Below are 21,040 nucleotides of genomic sequence, written 5' to 3'. Positions count from 1 at the left end.
GGGCAGCATCACCTTCCCACCAGATATGGCGCGCGTCCTTCCCTTCACGGCCCTCCTGGCCTCGCTGGATCGCTCCCTGGAGGAGCCCGGCGACGCTGCTTTCCGCGGTAACGCGGCCCCTCGGCCCGCGCATGTCCGGCCCCTCCTGGAGGCCGCGAACCCCAGCGCGGAGCTGCGGCGCATGCGCGACGCGGGCACCCTGCTGAAGGATGCCCGCCCCGCGCTCTACGTCGTCGAGCTGCACGGCCCCGCGGGAAAGTTCTCCGGCCCGCCGGTGCGCTACCTGCTCTGCGCGCTGACGCCGGACGCGGCGCCCCCGCTGGAGCACGACCCGTACCGCCCGCGCGCCTGGGAGGTGGAGCCCGCCGTCACGCTGGTGGCGGATGACCACGGCGCCCTGCGCGCGCTGCTCGCGGAGGCCGCCGAGCGCGGCATCTCCGTCTGGAAGGGCCAGTACGACGGCGCGCCGGTGTCGCTCCTGCGCATCGAACCGTCTCCGGTGTCCAAGCGCTTGCAGGCCGTGCTGGACGAAGCGCCCATGCGCCCCCTGGCGGCCCTGAGCGATCAGCGCCGGACGCTGGCGGCGGTGGTGCCGCTGTCCGAGCCGGGCCTGGAGCTGTGCCCCATCCACCGCGCGCTCAAGGGCGTGGAGACGTTCCAGGAGGAGACCTTCCTTACGCTGGTGTCCGCCTACGCGCGCGTGACGGAGCTGGACGCGCCCCTCACCACCCCGCAGGGCATGGTGGCGGCGCGCGAGCGGCTGGCCACGCTGGTGCCCGGACAGCACGCGGTGCTGCTGGTGCTGCCGGGAGGCCGGGGCCGCATCCTGCGCTTCCGCCAGGGGCTGGACCTGGCGCACCTGAAGGGCGCGCCGCGCAGCCCCACGCTCAGGAGCCTGGACCTGGCGCTGCTCAACGCGCTGGTGCTGCGCACGGTGCTGGGCATCCAGGACCCGGAGGCGTCCGGCCATCCCCAGGTCTATCCGGTGCACGGCCTGGAGGCGCTGGTGCAGGGCGTGGAGGCCGGCACGTTCCAGGCGGGCTTCGCGCTCAACCCGCCGCCCGTCTGGGAGGTGCGCGCGGTGATGGAGGCCCAGGCCACGCTGCCGCCGCGCACGCTGCGCGTGGAGCCTCGCGTGCCCGCGGGCCTGCTCTTCCTGGACCCCGAAGTGTGACGGCCTTCCCGTGCGGGCGCTGACCGGAACCCCGGAGGACTGGCCCCGGCAGGTGCGGCTGGAGCTGCAGCCGGGACCCGGGGAGACGCTCGACGCCATCTGCGGCGGGGAGGTGCAGGTGCTCCAGCGGCGCGCGGGCTACCGCTTCACGTTGGACCCCGTGCTGCTCGCGCACTTCGCCGTGTTCGAGGCGGGCGCGCACCGGGGGCGGCTGCTCGACCTGGGCACCGGGTGCGGCATCATCCCGCTGGTGCTGGCCCGCAGGCTGGGGCGCACGGACATCACCGCGCTGGAGCTGCAGCCGGGCCTGTTCTCCCTCGCCGAGCGCAACGTGTACTTGAACCGCAGCGAGGGCGCGGTGACGCTGGTGCAGGGCGACCTGCGGCACGTCACGGAGATGTTCCCCGCGGGCAGCTTCGGCCACGTGCTGTGCAACCCGCCCTACCGCGCGCGCACCGCGGGCCAGAGCAACCTGTCCCCGGAGAAGGCGCTCGCGCGACATGAGATCGCCTGCGAGCTGCCGGACGTCGTGCGCGCGGCGGCCTACCTGCTCGTGCCTCGGGGCGGGCTGTGCATGGTGTACCCGGCGTCACGCTTCAGTGAGCTCGTGTCGGTGCTGCGCACGCTGCAACTGGAGCCCCGCACGGTGCGCATGGTGCACCCGCGCGCGGACCGGCCCGCGAAGCTGGTGCTCCTGCACGCGGTGAAGGGCGGCCGCACGGACCTGACGGTGCTGCCCCCGCTCGTCGTGCACGCGGAGGACGACCACGCGTTCACCGACGAGGTGGGTGCGATGGTGGGCTGAGGCGCGGGATTCCGCCCTCCGTCCGCGAGGCTTTGGAGGTAACGTCCCCGGCATGCGCGTGGACCCCTTCCGTACGGTGCGAGTGGGATGCTGGCTGGCCGTGCTCCTGGCGCTCTTCAGCGTCCCGGCCCTGGCCCAGACCCAGGCGGACCGGCTCTACGTGGGCTACAGCATCTCCAGCGGTGGGACGTTGGACGCGGGCCGGACCCGGTTGGACGAGCGGCGGCAGCTGGACCTGCGCGTGCCGCTTCCCCCCGTCGTCCTGGGCCGCACGTACCTGCTGCCTTCCCTGGGCTACGAGACGCGGTGGTTGGGCGTGGAGCTGTCCCGGCCCGGAGGCGCCGGTGAGGACGCGGTGGGACGGCGCTTCCACCGCATCCAGCTGGGGCTGACGCTCATCCGTCCCGTGGCGCCGCGCTGGCTGTTCATCGCCGGCGTGATGGGCAGCACCCGCACGGACTTCCAGTCGTCCTTCAGCATGGGGATGGACACCTCGTGGGTGGCCTTCGCCATGGCCAACCACCAGCTGGGTGACGAGCCCGGCATCTCGCTGACGTTCGGCCTGGTGGCGCTGTGGCCCTTCGACTCGCTGCCCGTCATTCCCATGGCCAGCCTGAACTATCGCCGGGGCCCCTATGTCCTGGAGGTGGGCCTGCCCAAGCTCACCCTGCTGCGCAAGCTGGGGGAGACGGTGGAGGTGGGGTTCGTGGGCGGCTTCGAGCAGCAGGTGCTCCACACCCGCTTCGAGTCCGGGGTGAAGGAGCTGGGCGCGCACTACGTGCGGGAGTCGGTCGTCCGCGCGGCGCCCACCGTCAACGTCCACCTGGGCCGGGACCTGTGGCTGAGCTCCGCGGTGGGCCTCACGCTGATCAACGACTTCGCGCTGCTGGATCGCCAGCGCGACAACCTGAACATCCCCGGGCTCGGGGCCGGGCCCACGCCCTATGCCCGCGTGGTGCTCGGCTGGCGTCCCGCGCCGCCCCAGGCGAAGGCGCGCGCTTCACGCCCCGCGCCTTGAGCCGCGCGGGGCTTGAGGGCTCACGGCGCCGCCTGCGCGTCTCCGACCGGGGGCGTCTGGGGCGGGGCCCTTTCGACGGGTGCCTCCTCCGCGAGGACGCCGTCGAGGAACGGCGCCGGGGCCTGCGCCAGGAAGCGCTCCAGGTCCTCCTGGGCCGCCTTCGCCCGGGCGTCTCCCCGCTTCGTGTAGCAGTCCGCCCGCGCCAGCAGCAGGGCGTGGTTCCAGGGCACGTGGGGCTCCAGCGGCTCCAGCCCCTCCGCGCACAGGGCGACGCCTCCCGCGGCGACCGCGAGCTGGGCGCGGACCAGCTCCCGGTGGGTGGTGACCGCGCTCGCGGCGAAGGGCTGCGCGAGCGTCGTATAGAGCCGGTGCCCGAGCTCGGGCGAGCGCTGGCCCACGCGCAGTGACGCATCCAGCGCCGCGTCCGTGAGCGTCCGGGCCGGCCAGGGATCCTTCCGCAGGGACGTGAACGCGCGCTCCAGCAACGGCACCGCCCGCGCATCCTGGCCCTGGGACTCCAGCAGCAGGCCCTCCAGCAGGTCCGCCTCGATGGGGAGGTGGGCGCGCAGGACCTGGACGGCTCCGGGCGCCTCCGGGCTCCCGCTGGCCACCAGGGCCCGGGCCAGCGCCAGCTCCTCGCGCGGACCCCGGGGGGCGCGCTTCAGCTGCTGCCACAGGTCCAGGGTCCGGCGATCGTCGCCCGCCTTCGCGGCCTGGACGAAGGCCTGGTAGGTCTGGAGTGTCACCGGGATGCGACCGGTCGCGGTGAGCCCCAGCCAGATCCGCAGCTCGTCCACGCGCTCCCAGTCCGCGTTTCCTCCGGCCATGTCCAGGCGGTCCAGGCGCAGCTTGCGCGCCGTCTGGCGCAGGGTCGCGGCGGAGAAGCCCGTGACCCGGCCCACGTTGCGCGCGAAGGCGAACTCCATGGAGGACAGGTCGTCCGTGTTGATCATCTCCGAGCCGCGGTCCGCCGCCAGCCGGGCCAGCTCCGCGTTGCCGATGAGGTGCGCCAGCACGCCCTCCAGCTCATCCGTGCGCCACACCGCGTGCAGCACGCCGCGATAGGGCTCCTGGGCGATGCGGGCGCGCAGCTTCGCAAGGTCGTGCGACAGGGGCTTGCCGGAGGCGACCAGCAGCAGGTCCCCGGTCTGCAGCTGCCAGGTCTCCACCGCCGCGAACTCCGAGGACAGCGTGGCGTAGGCGCTCTGGACGGTGAGGGCGTCCACCTCGTAGGCCTGGAGCCACTGCAGGAACAGGCCGCCTTCGGCCAGCCGCAGCTTCGCCGCCTGGTAGAACTCGCGCGTGAAGAGGCTGGAGATGCCGGCGCGGTAGGGGTTGGAGGGCTCCGAGAAGATGATGTCGTAGCGCTGGCGGGTGGTGAGCAGCACCTCGCGGGCATCCCCGATGGAGGTGTGCACCTTCGGGTTGTTCATCACGTCCGCGTTCACGTCATGGCAGCGGCGCGCCACCTCCAGGATGGCGGGTTCGATCTCCACGACATCCACGCGCTCCATGCCCGGCACCCGGCCCAGCCAGCCCGCGGTGCTGCCCGTACCCAGGCCGATGACCAGCGAGCTGCGGGGCTCCGGGTGGAGCAGCGCGCCGAGCAGGCCCGACATGACCTGGGTGGGCGCATCGCCAATCGTGTTGCCGTCCACCTTGCCGTTGACGATGAAGCTCAGGCCGTCCTCGTCCGAGAGCGCGACGCTGCTCTCCACGCCCTCGTGCTCCCAGGCGATGCCGGCGCGGCTGGCGGACAGGAACGCGTCCAGCTCCTGGATGTCGGGCTCGTGCAGGCCGGAGCGGCCCGCGCCCACGCCGGAGTGGCGCCACGCCGCGGTGGGCCCCTGCGCGGTGAGCAGCAGCACGGCGACCGCGGTGGCCACCGCCGGCAGCACCACCGCGCTCCGGCGTCGCTCCCGCTGGAAGGAGAGCAGGGCGGCGCCCAGCCCGAGCGTCGCCAGCAGCCCGGCCACGGCCTGCCACGTCACCGGCGCGGTGAGCAGCGGAATCACCCCGAAGCCCCCCGCGAGCGACCCCACGATGGAGCCTCCCGTGTTCCACGCGTACACCTGGCCCACCTGCCGGCCCGCGTCCTGCCGGCCCCGGCCGATGAGCGCGAGCAGCAGGGGGAACTGCACGCCGGAGACGAACGCGGCGGGCAGCACCACGAGGGAGGTGATGAACGTCCAGCCCAGCGCCATGCCGCCCAGGCCCATGCTCCCCAAAGGACGCAGGAGCGCGGCGAGGATGGCCATCCGGTCCCCCAGCGCGAAGGGGAGGGCCATCAGCACGGCCTCGGCCGCGCACGTGAACGCGAAGCCTCCGAGCGTGGCCGGGCGGTGGCGGAAGAACACCGTGTAGGCCGTGCCGCCCAACCCGATGCCCAGCAGCGCCAGCGCGAGGATGAGGCCGAACGTGAACGTGGTGCCGCCCAACAGCGGCCCCAGCATGCGGTACCAGACCAGCTCCATCAGCAGGAACGCGAAGCCCACCACCGCGGCGGACATCAGCACGAAGCCCCGGGGCGGCAGCGTCGTGCCCCCGTCCACGCCGGGCGCGGGCTCCACGGAGGTCGACGTCGCGGGGACGGCCGGGGCCGCCTCCTTCGCGCCGTCCGCGGCCCCCTCCATCGACCGGCTCACGGCGCGCGCGGTGACGGCCACGAGCGCGTTGAGCAGACACGCGGACCAGAGGGTGGTGCGATTGCCCAGGACCTCCAGCAGCAGGAACGTGGAGGCCACCGCGCCCGTCACGGCGCCCAGGGTGTTGATGCCGTAGAGCAGGGCGAGGTCGCGGCGGTGCGGGTCCTCGTCGGAGAGCACCGCGCGCGCGGCGGCCGGGAGCGTGCCGCCCATCAGCACCGTGGGCACCGCCAGCACCAGCAGCGACAGCACCAGCCGGACGACGGTGCCCAGGCCCAGGCCCAGCACCGGTGTGCCGCCCATCGCGATGTACACGGCGCGCGCCAGCTCCACGAGGAACGGGCTCAGCGCCGCGCTCACGGCGATGAGCAGCTCCAGGTTCGCGTAGAAGGCCAGCGGCCGGGCCTGGCGATCCGCGCGCGCCCCCAGCAGCGCGCTGCCCAGCCCCAGCCCGCCCATGAAGATGGCGAGCACCGCGGCCGACGCGGCGGTGGAGGCCCCGAAGATGAGGCGGAACTCCCGCAGCCACACCGTCTGATAGACGAGGGCACAGAGCCCCGAACCAAAGAGGAGGGGCGCCACCCTCAGCACGCGTGCATTCATCAAGAACCTCGCGGGAGCGTCCTCTTCACGCGGCCGCCCGGAAATGGCGGGCCGCGGCTCCCTATCGGGCTCCAGTATGTCGCGCGGAGTGCCCCCAGGAAAACAGGGACGAAGGGGCCTGCCTCCCAGCCCTCCAGCCATGGCGTCCATGACCCGGGGGGCCCCGGGTCCCGGGCTCCCCGCTTCACGGCGTCGGGGACGCGCCCTCGGCGGCCTTGCGCTCCGTGCGACACCAGGCGAGCTGCTCCTGGATGGCGGACAGGGGCACCGCCAGCTCCAGCTTGAAGGACGTGCCGTCCGGCCGCACCTTCGCGAAGTCCAGGAGCTGCGCCATCTCCGTGTTGCCGTCCGCCTGCGCCTTCATCCGCGCCATGGACAGCGCGCCGCCCAGCGACTTGCCCAGGTCGGTCATCTTGTCCGCGTCCATGCCGCGCACGTCCGCCACCATGGCCACGTCGCCGCTGGTGTCCAGGTGCAGCTCCACGTTCTGGGCCACGTCCTTCAGCCGCTGCGCCAGCTCCGCCTGATCCGGCCCCAGCATCTTCGCGAGCTGCTCCACCGCGAGCACCCCGTACATCTCCCCGTAGGTGCTGTTCTCGTCGAGCAGCGGCGGCCCTTCCTCCTGCCCGCGGCCATCCATGCGATCCAGCACCGTCTTCACCTCGTCCGGGTTGCGGCCCACCACCAGCATCTGGTCGTTCCAGGTGCCCACCGCTCTGTCCATCCGCCCGCGCCGCGTGCCGCCGTCCGGCAGGGGGAAGGACGTGTCGCCCGGCTCGTACACCCGCGCGCCCGGCCCGTGGTCCGACGACACGCGATCGCCCAGCAGCTCCTGGTAGCGCGCCTTGCTGAAGTCGCCGGAGAGGATGAGCCCCTCGTCGGTGATGACCATGCGGTCCAGGTCCTGGAACGGATCCACGCCGCTCAGCGCCTTGAACTGCTCCAGGTTCTTGCCGCCGTCGCGCATCAGGCAGTCCATCAGCAGCTCGCCCAGGGGCGAGTGCCTGAGGGCGTTCGCCTCGATGACCACCGCCGTCCTCCCCTTGCCGCGCGGGAGCGCCGCGAGCAGCGGGTCGCGGGGCTTCACGGGCGCCGCGACGCCCGCGTCCTCCACGGTGGGCATCACCCAGGTGCGGCGCTTCTCCGCGCGCTCGAAGTCCGGACCGCGCATGCGCGAGGGGAACTTCACCTCCGGCGCGGGGGGCGGCGCCTCGTCGCCCTGGCCCGTGAACATCAGCAGCGCGGCCACCGCGAACAGCAGCACGGCCCCACCCAGCCACACCTTCCTGCGACCGCGCGAATCCATGCTCAGCAATCCTTTCCTTCGAAGTGCCAGAAGCCCACCGCGAGCGCTCCCAGTCCGAACACCAGCACGCCGCCCAGCAACATCCCCAGCGAGTCCGGCTTGAGCGGCGTGGAGCTGGCCAGGTCCGCCGCCCCCGTTGCCAGCGCCGACAGCCGGGGCAGCACCAGCGTCACCGCGTCGAACGACGTGCGCCCGACGCCCGCCTCCAGGTAGCGCGACACGTCCGCGCGGAACCCCGCCAGGATGCCGCCCACCAGCAGCACGAAGCCCGCCGCGGCACAGAGCGCCGCGCTGCGCACCAGCGTCGCCGTGGTGAGCATCACCGCGTACACCGCCGCGAAGCCCACGCACGCCAGGCCCCCCGCGACGAGCGGCCCCAGCGTCCAATAGCCCGTCTTCACCCCGAAGATGAGCGTGAGCCCGCCCGCGGCGTACACCGTGCCGCCCAGTGCCAGCGTCATCACCCCCACGAACGTGCCCGCCAGCAGGTGCCAGCGCTGCAAGGGGAGGGCGAGCAGGTGCTCGATGCGGCCGGGCGACAGCAGGCCCGGCGCGAAGTCCGAGCACGCCACGATGCCGAAGAGGATGCCGCCGTAGAACACGAGGTACGCCGCCGCGCGGAAGATGGGCCGCAGCGCCACGTCCACGGACGTGATGTTGGCGCGCACCACCTCGCCAAACAGCCGCGTCGCCGCGAGCGCCCCGTCCACGACCTCCAGCTTCAGGCTGAGCGCCACCGTGGCCAGCACCAGCGTGAGCCCCACCATGAACGCCAGGATGAACTTGCGCGACGCGGCCTCGCGCAGCACGTACCCCGCGATGACGAACACCGGGTTCACGCCGCCACCCCCGGGCTGCTGCCCACCGCGCCCAGCAGCACCGCCTCCAGGTCCGCGCCCTCGCGCCGCAGCTCCATCAGCAGCGCGCCCGAAGCCCGGGCCCGGTCCAACGCCGCGTTGAGCACCGCCACGTCCGTCGCCTCCACCAGGTACACACCTTCCCGCGCACCGTCCGCCTGCGCGCCCGGTGTCGCTCCCTTGAGCAGCTGCGCGTCCGTATCTCCAGGAACGAAGCCCGCCGCCAGCAGGGCGGAGGCCTCCGCGCCGGGTGCGAAGCGCACGCGCCACCTGGCACCTCCCCGCGCGAGCTCCTCCAGCCGGCCTTCGCGCAGCACGCGCCCGTCCGCGAGGATGGCCACGCGGTCGCACACCCGTTCCGTCTCCGCCAGCAGGTGCGAGTTGAGGAACAGCGTCACGCCCCGGCGCACCTCCTCCTGGAGGATGCGGCGCACCTCCAGCCGGCCCATCGGATCAATGCCGTCCGTGGGCTCGTCCAGCACCAGCAGGGCCGGGTCTCCCAGGAGCGCCGCCGCCAGCCCCAGCCGCTGCCGCATGCCCTTCGAATAGCCGCCGATCTTCCGGTCCACCGCGTCCGAAAGCCCCACGCGCTCCAAGAGGCGCAGCAGCGCGCTCGCGTCCGGCTTCAGCCCCTTGAGGCGGGCCACGGTGGCGAGGAACGCGGGCGCCTTCCACGTGCCCGGCAGGTGCAGCCGCTCCGGCAGGTAGCCGATGCGCGCGCGGATGGCGGGGTCCTCCGGCGAGCCGCCCAGCACGCGCACCGTGCCCGCGGTGGGCCGCACGATGCCGAGCACGCTCTTGATGAAGGTCGTCTTGCCCGCGCCATTGGGGCCGATGAGCCCGAAGGCGCTGCCCGCGGGGACGAGCAGGTCCATGCCCTTGAGGGCCTCATGGCCGCCCCGTCCGAAGGCGCGGTGATAGGTTTTTCGCAGGCCCCGGACTTCGAGGGCAGGGAGCGGTGTCGTCACGGTTGCGACTGTAGACGACCCGCGAGGGCGATGATTGCACCCGCCTCGCACTCGGGGGAGGGACAGGCGGGCCTGAAAAGGAGGGCTCTCCGCGTTTCAGGGTTCGCGCCACTGGGAAACGCGCTTCGCACCTCCGCTGCCCCTGCCGCGCCGCGATACCCCGTCGTTCCGGGGCGTTGCGACTCTGGGGGCTCCAACGGAGCGGCTGGTCCGGCCCCTGCAACGCGTGGCGGGCACATGCTGGACACACGCAAGACACACGGAGAGACGGGCATGACGTGGGCATACGGAGCGGAACAGCAGCTTCAGGACGCGCGTCGTGAATTGGAAGCCGCGGAGCGGGAGCTGGTCAGCGGCACGGAGGCCGCGCGGGTGCGGTACGCGCGGGCGCTGTACGAGGCGGACCTCGCCAACCGGCGGGCCGACCGCATGGCGCGCGACAGCCGCCGCCAGCAGCAGAGCTGGCGTCCTGTCGCTGGCTGAGCAGGCAGGTTGCTGGCAGGGAAGGGGTGAAGCGCGGCGCCGGGCGGTTTATACCGGCGCCCATGGCCCACCCCGTCCACCGCCCCCGCCGGCTGCGCCGCTCCGCGGCCCTCCGTGACATGGTGAGAGAGACGCGTCTCTCGCCCACGGACTTCATCTACCCCCTCTTCGTCGTCGAGGGCCGGGACGTGCGCCGTCCCATCTCCTCCATGCCGGGCATCTTCAACCTGTCGGTGGAGCATGCCGTGCAGGAGGCGAAGCTCGCGAAGTCGCTGGGCGTGCCGTCCGTCATCCTCTTCGGCATCCCGGACCACAAGGACGCGCAAGGCACGCAGGCCTACGCGCGCGACGGCATCGTCCAGCGCGCCATCCGGGAGATCAAGGCCGCGGTGCCGGACCTCCAGGTCATCGCGGACGTGTGCCTCTGCGAGTACACCGACCACGGCCACTGCGGCGTGCTCGACGGTCAGCACGTCGTCAACGACGCCACGCTGCCCCTGCTCGCGCAGATGGCCGTCACGTGCGCGCAGGCGGGCGCGGACATCGTCGCCCCGTCGGACATGATGGACGGCCGCATCGGCGCCATCCGCAAGGCGCTGGACGAGGTGAAGCTGTCCGACACGCCCATCATGGCGTACTCGGCCAAGTATGCCTCCGGCTTCTACGGTCCCTTCCGCGAGGCCGCCCAGAGCACGCCCCAGTTCGGCGACCGGCGCGGCTACCAGATGGACCCCGGCAACGTGCGCGAAGCCATCCGCGAGACGGCGCTGGACGTGGACGAGGGGGCGGACTTCATCATGGTGAAGCCCGCGCTGTCGTACCTGGACGTCATCCGCGCGCTGCGCGAGAACTTCGACCTGCCGCTCGCCGCGTACAACGTCTCCGGCGAGTACGCGATGCTCAAGGCCGCCGGCCAGAACGGGTGGGTGGACTACGAGCGCGTGATGATGGAGGTGCTCACGTCCATCAAGCGCGCTGGCGCCGACCTGGTCATCACGTACCACGCCCTGGAAGCCGCCAAACTCCTCTAAGGCAACACGCGGGGCGCGCTGTCGCGGTGGAGAGCTTGATCGGCTCCGCCGCTTGCGCCCAAATGGTCCCCACACGATGCCCACCCAGAAGAAGAAGCGCCCCGGACGCAAGCCGGCGAAACCTCCGCCCCGACGCGCCCCTGCCGCGAAGCCGAAGTCCCGGGCCGGCCAGCGTCCGGGCCGGGGCCACACCCCGGTCGTGCGTGAGCCCGGGCCGTTGCAATACAAAGTGGTGGAGCTGTCCACGGTGGATGAGGGCGCGCTGGAGCGCACCTTGAACGAGTGGACGGGCAAGGGCTGGAACCTGGACGGCGTGCAGTTCGCGATGCGCGAGTCCTCCAAGCGGCCGGCGATGGCGTTCGTGTTCTTCACCCGCGAGGGCGAGGCCGCGCAGCACGACGAGGCCGGCGCGCGCGAGCGACTGCAGCGGATGTCGGACGTCGGCAGCCCCACCGCGAGGCTCGCGGCCGAACAGACCGGGGAGCACGCGCAGACGGTGGTGCCCTTCGTCCACCCGCTGTCCGCGCACGAGCGGCTGGCGCGGCTGGCCGGGCTGGATGAACCGGAGCCCACGGAAGAGGGCCTCACGCTGGAGCCGGAGGAGTGAGCGCCGCTCCCGAACGCAGCCTGATGTCCACGGGCCGCGGAGGCAGCCGCGTGCTGCGGCTGGTGCAGGAGGACGCGGAGCCGGACTCTCCGTACCCGAAGGCGTCCCTGCTGCTGCGCCTGGGCGCGCGCGTGGTGGACTGTCTGACGGCGTGGGGCCTGTACGTGGTGTGCGGCGCGGCGGGCGCGGTGGTGGCGCTGCTGTTCCTGCTGCTCGCGGACGGGATGCTCCAGGGGCAGAGCGTGGGCAAGCGCATCTTCGGCGTGAAGGTGATGCACCTGCCCACGCGCTCGGCCGCGCGGCACCGGGACAGCACGCTGCGGAACGCGCCGCTCGCCCTCGTCGTCCTGCTGGGGATGATGCCCGCGCCGCAGGGCCTGGTGGCCGCGGCGGCGGGCTTCGTGGTGATTGGGGGCGTGGAGGCGTGGCGCGTGCTGCGCGACCCGCTGGGCCTGCGGCTGGGCGATACCTGGGCGCAGACGCAGGTGGTGGATGGGAAGGTTGTGGCGGGCGCGACGGTTGCAGCCCGCACGCCCGTGGCGGCAACGCGCGCCCCGGGCCGTTTGATGACCGCGGCGAAGGTCCGCCGCTGCAAGCCATTCCGGAAAGGGAGACAGGGCAAGCCATGCGCATCGCGCTGACCTACAACCTGCGGTTGTCGGACTCGGAGGAGGAAGCGGAGTTCGACACGCAGGAGACGGTGAACACGCTCGCGGCCGCCATCGAGCGCCTGGGCCACCGCCTGGAGCGCTTCGAGGTGAGCGGCCCCGCGTCGCGCACCGTCGCCCGCCTGGAGGCCTACAGCCCCGACCTCATCTTCAACACCGCCGAGGGCCGCCGGGGCCGCTTCCGCGAGGCGTTCTACCCGGCGCTCTTCGACGAGCTGGGCTTCGCGTACACGGGCTCGGACGCGTACGCGCTGGCGCTCACGTTGGACAAGCAGCTCACCAAGCTCATCCTGTCCAAGCACGGCATCCGTACGCCCGGCTGGCAGTACGTGGAGAAGCTCAGCGAGCTGACGGCGGAGAACCTGCACTTCCCCGTCATCGTGAAGCCCAACTTCGAAGGCTCCTCCAAGGGCATCACCCAGGACTCCGTCGCGGAGACGCTGGAGGCCGTGCGGGAGAAGGTGGCGAAGGCGCTGGAGAAGTACCCGGCGGGCGTGCTGGTGGAGGAGTACATCAGCGGGCGCGACCTCACGGTGCCGTTCCTGGCCGCGGTGGACAACGACTACGACGGCGTGCTGACGCCGGTGGAGTACGTCATCGACCCGGAGGCCGCGACGGGCCGCAAGTACGCCATCTACGACTACGAGCTGAAGACGCGCCGCGAGAAGGCCGTCAGCGTGCGCGCCCCGGCGAACATCCCCCCGAAGATGGCGGAGGACGTGCGCAAGATGGCGCAGAAGATCTTCCAGGTGCTGGACTGCCGCGACCTGGGGCGCCTGGACTTCCGCCTGTCCGACGCGGGCGTGCCGTACTTCCTCGAAATCAACGCGCTGCCCAGCCTGGAGCCGGGTGCGGGCATCTACTCCGCGGCGGAGCTGGAGGGGCTGCACCTGGACGGGGTGATCAACTCCATCATCCAGAGCGCGGCCAAGCGCTACAAGATCCGCGACTCCGCGCGCCGCCAGGGCAAGCCCGCGCGCAAGACGGGGCCGCTGCGGGTGGGCTTCAGCTTCAACGTGAAGCGCGTGAAGCCCAGCGCCACGGCGGAGACGGTGGAGGACAGCGAGGCGGAGTACGACTCGCCCAACACGCTCCAGGCCATCCGCGAGGCCATCGCGTCGTGGGGCCATGAGGTCATCGACCTGGAGGCCACGGCGGAATTGCCCACGGTGCTCTCCAGCACGCCGTTGGACATCGTCTTCAACATCGCCGAGGGCTTCAAGGGCCGCAACCGCGAGAGCCAGGTGCCCGCGATGCTGGAGCTCCTGGACATCCCGTACACGGGCTCCGATCCCGCGACGCTGTCGCTCGCCCTGGACAAGGCGCTGGCGAAGAAGATCGTCCGTCAGGCGGGCATCCTCACGCCCAACTTCCAGCTGATGGTGACGGGCAAGGAGCGGCTGAACAAGGAGTTCACCGGCTTCCCGCTCATCGTGAAGCCGGTGGCGGAGGGCAGCTCCAAGGGCGTCGTCACCAAGAGCGTCTGCTACAGCGAAGCGGAGCTGCGCGACGTGGTGAAGGAGATCGCTGGCAAGTACCAGCAGCCCGCGCTGATTGAAGAGTACATCGGCGGCCGCGAGTTCACGGTGGGCCTGCTGGGCGAGCGGCGTCCGCGCGTGCTGCCGCCCATGGAGATCGTCTTCCTGGACAAGGCGGAGAAGAACCCCGTCTACAGCTTCCAGCACAAGCTGGATTGGACGGATCGCATCCGCTACGACGCGCCCGCGAAGATTGAACCCGCGCTACTGGAGAAGCTGCGCACGGCGGCGCGCAACTCGTTCATGGCGTTGGGGTGCCGCGACGTGGCGCGCATCGACTTCCGCATGGATGACAAGGGGCGCATCTACTTCATCGAGTGCAACCCGCTGCCCGGCCTCACGCCCGGCTGGAGCGACCTGGTGCTCATCGCGCAGGGCGCGGGCATGGACTACCGCGCGCTCATCGGTGAGATCATGGCGCCCGCCATCCGCCGCTACAAGGAGCGCGAGGCGCGCCGGGCCCAGACGGAGCACCCGCCCGGGCCCACGCCGCCGCTCAACAAGGTGGTGCAGCGCATCGAGGAGCAGACCGCGCAGGCGAACGCCGCGGCCGCGCCCCCGCTCGTGAACGGCAACCCGGCGGCCACCGGCGAGCTGAAGTCCTGAGCCGCTGAAGCGGACCCGCGAGGGCAGGGGACGCGGAAACGTCCCCTGCCTTCCCGTGCGCGCTACCCGTCGTTGAGCGCCTGCGCCCAGGCCTTCTCGAAGTTGGCGTGGTACGCCTGCCACAGCGAGTCCGAGTAGTACTTCACGAGGTTCTCGTCGTTGTAGCGCAGCGAGTTCTTCGACAGGTTGTGCGAGCCCGTCAGGACGATCTTCCGCACCGTCCCGTTGAAGTTCCCCGAGTAGACGAAGTGCTTGCTGTGGGTGAGGACCTCCCGGGGCGCGCCGCCGCTGTCCTTCACGTTGTTCGCGGATACGTCATACAGCTGGCGCACGGTGATGTTGGACGACCCGCCGAGCTTCGTGCGGATGCCCGCGTCCATGTCCGTGTAGAGCACGCGCACCTTGCAGCCCAGCTTCGCGATGCGCACCAGCTCCGTGGCCACGATGACGCGGCTGTCATTGAAGTGGTTCTCGTTCACGTCCAGCGTACAGCCCGTCACGGCCGTCCGGATGTAGTCCGTGAAGTTGTTCGTCACGGTGTCGGAGCTGAGCTCGTTGTCGTTGCCCTCGCGCGGGAAGAAGTACGCGGTCCACGGCGCGTTCGGTGAGGCGTAGTACCCCTGGCCCGTGGTGGGGTTGTAGTAGTCCGTCGTCTTCGTCCCGCCGCGCAGGTCATTGTGGTAGCCGACCCAGTAGTCGTACCAGTCCCAGTCCTCGTAGCTGACGACCATGTCGTTCCAGTAGTTGTTCTGGGAGTAGGTGTTGTTCCACGAGCCCTGCACCACGACGCGCTGGATGCGGTTGCCCTGCGGATCCGTCGTCGTGCTGAAGGTGAAGATCTTGTCGTGCATGATGGTCGTGGAGCGATCAAAGCCCGCGATGCACGCGCTGCCCGCGCCCGTGCCGTTGCACCGGGTCAGCTCCAGCCGCGTCGCGTCCGGGCAGCTCGCCGCCGGGGGCACGTAGCTGCTGATGTCGTGGATGACGCCGCCGGAGAGGAACTCCTCCGCCGCGCCGCCGTTCTGCTCGTCCACCACCAGCCGCACGATGACGCCCCGGCACAGCGCCGCCTTGATGGCCGCGTTCAGGTGGTCCGTCGTCCACAGGAACATCGCGATGCGGATGTAGGAACCCTTGGGGCTGTTGTCGATGAGCCGGACCACCTCATCCTTGATGCGATAGTCCCGCGTGCCCGTGTTGTCCGGCTGGTTGAAGACGACGTAGAGCCCCGGCACGTTCGTCACGCCCTGCTGCTGCGTGCCCACCAGGTTCGGATCCGCCTGCGCCGCGGGCTGACAGCCCCCGAGCGCCGCCGACACCACGAGTCCCACCACCGCCAGGAGCCCTGCACGTCCACTGCATCGCCGCTGTGTCATGTCCCGCCTCCATTCTCCAATTCTCACCATTTAATACGAAATGGTGTGGAAAACAGAGAGAACATGGGTATGGATGGAATGAAACCCATTCTTGCGGATATGGAAAATTCAATGAGCGGATTGTTTCAGCGGGGTGCGGTGGTGTCGTGGGTGCTGATGGGCTGCGCGGTGCTGGCGCCGCAGGGCGCGCGGGCGGCGTCGGTGGGCCTCCAGCCGGCCTCCAGCGGCCAGTCCTCGCAGCTCGCGGCGCTGACGTCGCTGAGCTTCACGCCGGTGAAGGACGCGATGGTGAAGCAGTTCGCGCCCACGACGAACTTTGGCGCGCAGAGCCTCCTCCAGGTGTCGGGGCAGCCGAACTACAGCAAGGAAGTCGTGTTCCAGTTCAACGTCACCGGCCTGCCCGCGGGTGCGACGAACCTCACCGCGCAGCTGCGCGTGCCCGCCGGCACCACCGCCACGGGCCGCCCCATCACCGCGCACGCGGTGGCGGACACGGGCTGGAGCGAGACGGCCCTCACCTGGAACACCCGCCTGCCCATGGGCGCCGCGCTGTCCACGGTGTCCAGCCACACGGCGGGGCAGGACTCGGTGTGGGACGTGTCCGCGCTCATCACCGGCAACGGCAACGTGACGGTGGGCCTGGACACGACGTTCTCCGGTGACACGAACTTCACGTCGCGCGAGGGCAGCCCCGGCCCCACGCTGGTGGTGAGCTACGACACGGCGACGACGTGGTTCGTCTACGCGGGCAACACGCACGCGCACACCAGCTTCACGTCGTCGCACGGCGAGCAGGTGACCAGCGGAGACCCCACCACGAACGGGCCCCCGTCGGAGCACCACGCGCGCGCGAAGGCGGCGGGCTACGACTTCTACGTCACCACGGACCACTCGCAGGAGGTGGCGTTCGATCCGACCAGCCCGACGACGCCCGCGTGGGTGGCGACGAAGCAGCAGGCCGTGAGCGCGACGGACAGTGGCTACGTGGGCTTCTGGGGCTACGAGCACTCGGAGAACAACGGGCCGGACGGCACGGGCCACATCAACGTCATCAACAGCCCCGCGTACCTGGACGCGCTGGAGTCCGGCGTGGGCATCCAGCAGCTCTACGCGTGGATCAAGACGCAGCCGGACACGGTGGCGACGTTCAACCACCCCGCGCCCACCAGCTACAACAGCTTCGCGTACCGGGACGCCGCGCTCACCGACATCTTCACCATGCTGGAGGTGATCAACTCCAACGACAACCTCCACTACGAGGCCTGGCTGGCGGCGCTGCAGAAGGGCTGGAAGGTGTCCCCGGTGTGCGGCAATGACAACCACGGGTTCTGGGGCATCACGCACCACACCGCGCGCACCTTCCTCGTCGCCCCCACGCGCACGAAGGCCGCGCTCCTGGATGCGATGAAGCAACGGCGCACCTACGCCGCGTTGGACTCCAACCTGCGCGTCGTCTACTCGGTGAACGGCGCCATCATGGGCTCCACGCTCGCGAGCCCCTCCACGTTCGACTTCAACATCCAGGTGAGCGACGCGGACGTGGGCGACCGCATCTCCAGGATTGAAATCCTCAAGGACGACGGCGTGGTGGTGCAGACCTTCGCCCCCGCCACGCCGCAGGCCTCCGTCACCTGGACGCCGTCCCTCACCGACACGACGAGCCGGTACTTCTTCCTGCGCGTCTACAACGAGGGCAGCACGGCGCCCATGGCGTGGATCGCCCCGGTCTGGACGGGGCGGTAGGAAGGCCTGCTCAGGCGGGCGCGAAGCCGCCGTGGAAGGTGGGCGGGAGGGCGTGGTCGAAGTGGCAGCGCGCCACCGGCCCGTCCTCCAGCCGGCGAGCATCCAGCACCGCGATGTGGGACGCGTCCGCCTTCACGTCGAAGACCTGGGTGAGCAGCCAGCCGTCGTCCTCCGCGCTGCCACCGGGGCGGGGGACGAAGACGGGCTCGGAGGGGTACTGCTCCGCGCCCAGCGCCGCCACCGTCAGCCGGCCCGTCGCCACCTCGATGCGCGCGACGCCGTTGTGCGGCCCCCACTTCGCCTCCTCGCTCGTGTGCACGCCCATGAACACCGTCCCATGCGCGCGGCCCACCACGCCGGGGGCGACGCGGGGGAACTCGCAGCTCACGTCCGAGCGGCGCTCGGTGTGGAAGGTGCCCGCCTTCACGTCCACCACCGCCCGGTGCAGCACGCCCTTCGCGGCCGTGGAGGTGCGGCCGCGCACCAGCTCTCCCAACCACTGGTTCGTCGTGAAGTCGGGGTAGTGCACGTAGTCCACCACCAGCTGCTCGCCCTGCTCGAACGCGTTGGCGAAGTGCCACTGGTAGAACGCCTCCGTGGGGATGCGCACCGGGTGCTCCACGTCGTCGATGGGCACCACCAGCACCTCCGAGCCCACGTCCGGCCGGAAGTGGAGGTTCTCCGAGAAGGACCCCAGCCGCAGCAGCATGCGGAAGATGTTGAGCCGCAGCGCCGGCAGGAAGAAGACGAGGTAGCGGTCCGTGGCGATGAAGTCGTGCACCATCGTCGCGCCGGGGAGCTTCACGGAGCCCATGTGCCGCGCCTTTCCGCCGTCCGGCAGCGCGTACAGCTCCACCTTCGTCTCCCGGCCATACGACACGCCGAAGTTGTAGGACGTCTTGCGTGACGGCACGCGGTGCGGGTGCGCGGAGAAGCTCTCCACCACCACGCCGTCCAGGTCCGACTCACCCACGCAGGACAGGTCCTCCGGGGACACCTCCACGGGCACGTTCGCCTCGAACAGCGCGTACAGCTTGCCGTTCCACGCCATCACGGACGTGTTCGCCGAGTTCTTCCGCTGGTTGCGCAGCTTGTGCAGCAGCGGCGTGGGCGTGCCGTAGCCGCCGTAGCGCTGCCCGGACCCCTGACGCTCCGCCACCATGCTCGGCGTCTCCAGGAGCCGCGACGCGCCCCGCACGCCGTCCGGCCCGAAGCGCACGCCCAGCATGCCGCCGTCCCCGTCGAACCAGTGCTGGTACGGCCGGCCGTGCACCTCGAACGTCCACGGCCCCACCCGGTACAGCGAACCCCGCAGGCCTTCGGGCACCTGGCCCTCCACCCGCAGCGGCTCGAAGCCGTGCTGGCGGGGAAGCGTGCGGAAGGCCCGGAGCCAGCCCGGGGCGGCGGAGGACATCGTCTGCTTCATCGCGGTCGTCATGGCGAAAAATCCCTTTCCTGGTTCCTGCGGAGGGCACGGGCGCTGCCGCATCCCTTCAGCGTGTAGACAACGTAAACATTGCATGTTGTCGCTGTCAACATCGATGTTGACGCTGGCCACTTCGCCCCCTGGGTGGTTACGTCCGCCAGACGACACGGAGGAGGCCCGGACGGTGGCGACTCGCGGCAAGCAGGCACGGACAGGGAAGTCGGTGGACAAGGCGGCGGACAAGGCGCGCTATCACCACGGTGACCTGCGCCAGGCGCTGGTGGACGCGGCGCTGACGCTCATCTCCGAGGAGGGCTTCGGCGCGCTGACGCTCCGCGAGGTGGCCCGGCGGGCGGGCGTCACGCACGCGGCTCCGTACCGGCACTTCGCGGACAAGGAGGCGCTGCTGGAGGCGGTGTCACAGCAGGGCTTCCGCACGATGTCGCGGGAGATGCGCGAGCGCATGGCGCGGGTGTCGGGACCGCTGGAGCAGCTGTCCGCCGCGGGCGTGGCCTACGTGCTCTTCGCGGTGCGCCACCCGCCGCACTTCCGGGTGATGTTCGGGCCGCACTTCACGCGGCCCCCGCAGCCCGATGCGGCGGAGGAGGGGACCAACGCCTTCCAATTGCTGGTGGGCTGCATCGAAGCCGGGCAGGCCGCGGGCCTCCTGCGCGCGGGGGAGTCACGGCGCCTGACGCTCACCGCGTGGTCGCTGGTGCATGGGCTCGCCTCGCTGCTGGTGGACCGGCAGCTCGACGATGCCATGCGGGGCGCGGAGGCCGCGGAGGCGCTCGCCGTCGTGCAGACGCGGCTGCTGCTGGAGGGACTCATGCGCCCCGAAGCCGGCGGAAACGCCGACAGTCGCTAGGGAAGTGGTGTTGACCGTCGGAGATTGTCGGCTACGGTCGGCGCCATGGTGCGGATACCGGAAGAAACAGGGCCGAGGGTCCGGGCGCGGGAGCTGGGGCTTCCGCTGGGGCGCTTCAAGACGGGGAAGTTCAACGCGATCACGGACGTGGAAGGCGTGCTCGTGGGGCACTCCACCATCATCCAGGGTCAGGGCCCGCTCAGGCCCGGCTTCGGGCCGGTGCGCACGGGCGTCACCGCCATCCTGCCCAACCTGGGCAACATCTTCATGGACCGCATGAGCGGCGGCGGCTTCGTGCTCAACGGCGCGGGCGAAGTCTCCGGCATGACGCAGCTCATGGAGTGGGGCCTCATCGAAACGCCCATCCTGCTCACCAACACCATGGCGGTGGGCGCGGTGTCGGACGGCGTGGCCCGCTACCTCGTGCAGCGCTACCCGGGCATCGGCGACGAGCACGACGTCATCATCCCCGTGGTGGGCGAGTGTGACGACTCCTGGCTCAACGACATCTCCGGCCGCCACGTGCGCCAGGAGCATGTCCTGGAGGCCATCAACAACGCCGCCAGCGGCCCGGTGCGCGAGGGCAACGTCGGCGGCGGCACCGGCATGGTGACGTGCGACTTCAAGGGCGGCATCGGCACGTCGTCGCGCAAGCTGCCGGAGGTGCTGGGCGGCTACACGCTGGGCGTGCTCGTCATGTCCAACTTCGGGAAGATGCACAACCTGCGCGTGGGCGGCCTGCCGGTGGGCGAGGTGCTGGTGGAGAAGTTCAAGAACACCCCCCACCGCGGCAAGTCCTACGGCTCCATCATCGCCGTGGTCGCCACCGACGCGCCGCTGTTGAGCCATCAGATCAACCGCCTCTGCAAGCGCGTGGGCCTGGGCATCGGGCGCGTGGGCAGCTACGCGGCGCACGGCTCCGGGGAGATCGTGGTGGGCTTCTCCACCGCGAACATCATCCCCAGGCGCACGCAGAAGATGGTCTACAAGATGAAGATCCTCCTGGATCAGCGTCTGGACCCCCTCTACGAGGCCGTGATGGAGGCCACCGAGGAGGCCATCCTCAACGCCATGTGCATGGCTGAACCCATGACGGGGGTGAATGACAACTACTCGCCCGCGCTGCCCCTGGACGAGGTGCGCCGCTTCGTGGACGCCTGCCGGCCCATCTTCGCCTCGGTGAAGAAGCGCCCCCACCAGACGAGCGTGCCGGCCTCCAAGGAGCGCCCCAGCGACGAGGATCGGGAGGGAGAGGTGACGGTTTCCTCCGCCTTGCCCACCAAGGTGCGCGGCGCGGAGGGGATCCCCTTTCCGACCC

17 protein-coding genes are annotated in these 21,040 nt (G+C 70.9%); 11 read left to right on the top strand and 6 right to left on the bottom strand.

The window, feature by feature from the left end:
• Window positions 1-25 precede the first annotated feature (25 nt).
• The 3 genes from D7V97_RS19555 to D7V97_RS19545 are packed head-to-tail and all read left to right on the top strand — an operon-like array spanning window position 26 to window position 2,997.
• Complete coding sequence (locus tag D7V97_RS19555; protein WP_120612167.1) at window positions 26-1,174, top strand: DUF1015 family protein; 1,149 nt, start codon at window positions 26-28, stop codon at window positions 1,172-1,174.
• A gap of 10 nt (window positions 1,175-1,184) precedes the next feature.
• The gene (locus tag D7V97_RS19550; protein ID WP_120612166.1) at window positions 1,185-1,979 is read left to right on the top strand and encodes a tRNA1(Val) (adenine(37)-N6)-methyltransferase; all 795 of its coding nucleotides are present in this window, start codon (window positions 1,185-1,187) and stop codon (window positions 1,977-1,979) included.
• Between the two features lie 52 nt (window positions 1,980-2,031).
• A complete protein-coding gene (locus tag D7V97_RS19545) occupies window positions 2,032-2,997 on the top strand; it encodes a hypothetical protein (RefSeq protein WP_199728866.1) in 966 nt (321 codons plus the stop codon).
• A 20-nt stretch (window positions 2,998-3,017) separates the two neighbouring features.
• Here D7V97_RS19545 and D7V97_RS46640 read toward each other — a convergent pair whose 3' ends face one another.
• From D7V97_RS46640 to D7V97_RS19525, 4 genes are all read right to left on the bottom strand, one after another.
• Window positions 3,018-6,245 (bottom strand): fused MFS/spermidine synthase, encoded by a 3,228-nt coding sequence (locus D7V97_RS46640; RefSeq protein WP_120612165.1) that lies wholly within the window; start codon window positions 6,243-6,245, stop codon window positions 3,018-3,020.
• A 184-nt stretch (window positions 6,246-6,429) separates the two neighbouring features.
• The gene (locus tag D7V97_RS19535; RefSeq protein WP_120612164.1) at window positions 6,430-7,551 is read right to left on the bottom strand and encodes a hypothetical protein; all 1,122 of its coding nucleotides are present in this window, start codon (window positions 7,549-7,551) and stop codon (window positions 6,430-6,432) included.
• A 2-nt stretch (window positions 7,552-7,553) separates the two neighbouring features.
• Window positions 7,554-8,390, bottom strand: coding sequence for a hypothetical protein (locus tag D7V97_RS19530; protein WP_120612163.1), 837 nt, complete (start codon window positions 8,388-8,390; stop codon window positions 7,554-7,556).
• A complete protein-coding gene (locus D7V97_RS19525) occupies window positions 8,387-9,376 on the bottom strand; it encodes an ABC transporter ATP-binding protein (protein WP_233582983.1) in 990 nt (329 codons plus the stop codon). Before D7V97_RS19525 ends, D7V97_RS19530 begins: the two co-directional genes overlap by 4 nt.
• Window positions 9,377-9,649: 273 nt before the next feature.
• Here D7V97_RS19525 and D7V97_RS19520 point away from each other — a divergent pair, with 273 nt between their 5' ends.
• From D7V97_RS19520 to D7V97_RS19500, 5 genes are all read left to right on the top strand, one after another.
• Entirely contained in the window at window positions 9,650-9,859 is a 210-nt protein-coding gene (locus tag D7V97_RS19520; RefSeq protein ID WP_120612169.1) for a hypothetical protein, read from the top strand.
• Between the two features lie 62 nt (window positions 9,860-9,921).
• The gene (hemB, locus tag D7V97_RS19515) at window positions 9,922-10,890 is read left to right on the top strand and encodes a porphobilinogen synthase (protein WP_120612162.1); all 969 of its coding nucleotides are present in this window, start codon (window positions 9,922-9,924) and stop codon (window positions 10,888-10,890) included.
• A gap of 76 nt (window positions 10,891-10,966) precedes the next feature.
• On the top strand, window positions 10,967-11,497 hold the full coding sequence (locus D7V97_RS19510) for a hypothetical protein (RefSeq protein ID WP_120612161.1): 531 nt from the start codon (window positions 10,967-10,969) through the stop codon (window positions 11,495-11,497).
• 23 nt (window positions 11,498-11,520) lie between these two features.
• Window positions 11,521-12,138 carry an RDD family protein gene (locus tag D7V97_RS19505; RefSeq protein ID WP_120612168.1) on the top strand — a complete coding sequence of 206 codons (618 nt, stop codon included), beginning with the start codon at window positions 11,521-11,523 and terminating at the stop codon, window positions 12,136-12,138.
• Complete coding sequence (locus D7V97_RS19500; RefSeq protein ID WP_120612160.1) at window positions 12,123-14,309, top strand: ATP-grasp domain-containing protein; 2,187 nt, start codon at window positions 12,123-12,125, stop codon at window positions 14,307-14,309. The genes D7V97_RS19505 and D7V97_RS19500 overlap by 16 nt, the downstream gene beginning before the upstream one ends.
• A gap of 62 nt (window positions 14,310-14,371) precedes the next feature.
• Here D7V97_RS19500 and D7V97_RS19495 read toward each other — a convergent pair whose 3' ends face one another.
• On the bottom strand, window positions 14,372-15,685 hold the full coding sequence (locus D7V97_RS19495) for a phosphatidylserine/phosphatidylglycerophosphate/cardiolipin synthase family protein (RefSeq protein ID WP_147444877.1): 1,314 nt from the start codon (window positions 15,683-15,685) through the stop codon (window positions 14,372-14,374).
• Window positions 15,686-15,796: 111 nt separating this feature from the next.
• On the opposite strand from D7V97_RS19495, the gene D7V97_RS19490 reads away from it, so the two are divergent.
• Window positions 15,797-17,428: a CehA/McbA family metallohydrolase gene (locus D7V97_RS19490; RefSeq protein ID WP_158623404.1), complete on the top strand. Its 1,632-nt coding sequence runs from the start codon at window positions 15,797-15,799 to the stop codon at window positions 17,426-17,428.
• A 10-nt stretch (window positions 17,429-17,438) separates the two neighbouring features.
• Here D7V97_RS19490 and D7V97_RS19485 read toward each other — a convergent pair whose 3' ends face one another.
• Window positions 17,439-18,866: a carotenoid oxygenase family protein gene (locus tag D7V97_RS19485; protein WP_120612157.1), complete on the bottom strand. Its 1,428-nt coding sequence runs from the start codon at window positions 18,864-18,866 to the stop codon at window positions 17,439-17,441.
• A gap of 172 nt (window positions 18,867-19,038) precedes the next feature.
• Here D7V97_RS19485 and D7V97_RS19480 point away from each other — a divergent pair, with 172 nt between their 5' ends.
• Window positions 19,039-19,722, top strand: a complete 684-nt coding sequence (locus D7V97_RS19480; protein WP_120612156.1) for a TetR/AcrR family transcriptional regulator — start codon at window positions 19,039-19,041, stop codon at window positions 19,720-19,722.
• A 45-nt stretch (window positions 19,723-19,767) separates the two neighbouring features.
• Window positions 19,768-21,040 (top strand): P1 family peptidase (locus D7V97_RS19475; protein WP_147444878.1); only part of this gene is annotated, 1,273 nt, incomplete at its 3' end.

This window comes from Corallococcus sp. CA053C (genome assembly GCF_003611675.1).
Classification (GTDB): domain Bacteria; phylum Myxococcota; class Myxococcia; order Myxococcales; family Myxococcaceae; genus Corallococcus.
Note: the sequence above shows the minus strand (reverse complement) of the source record. Positions and strands in the feature narration are given on the sequence as shown.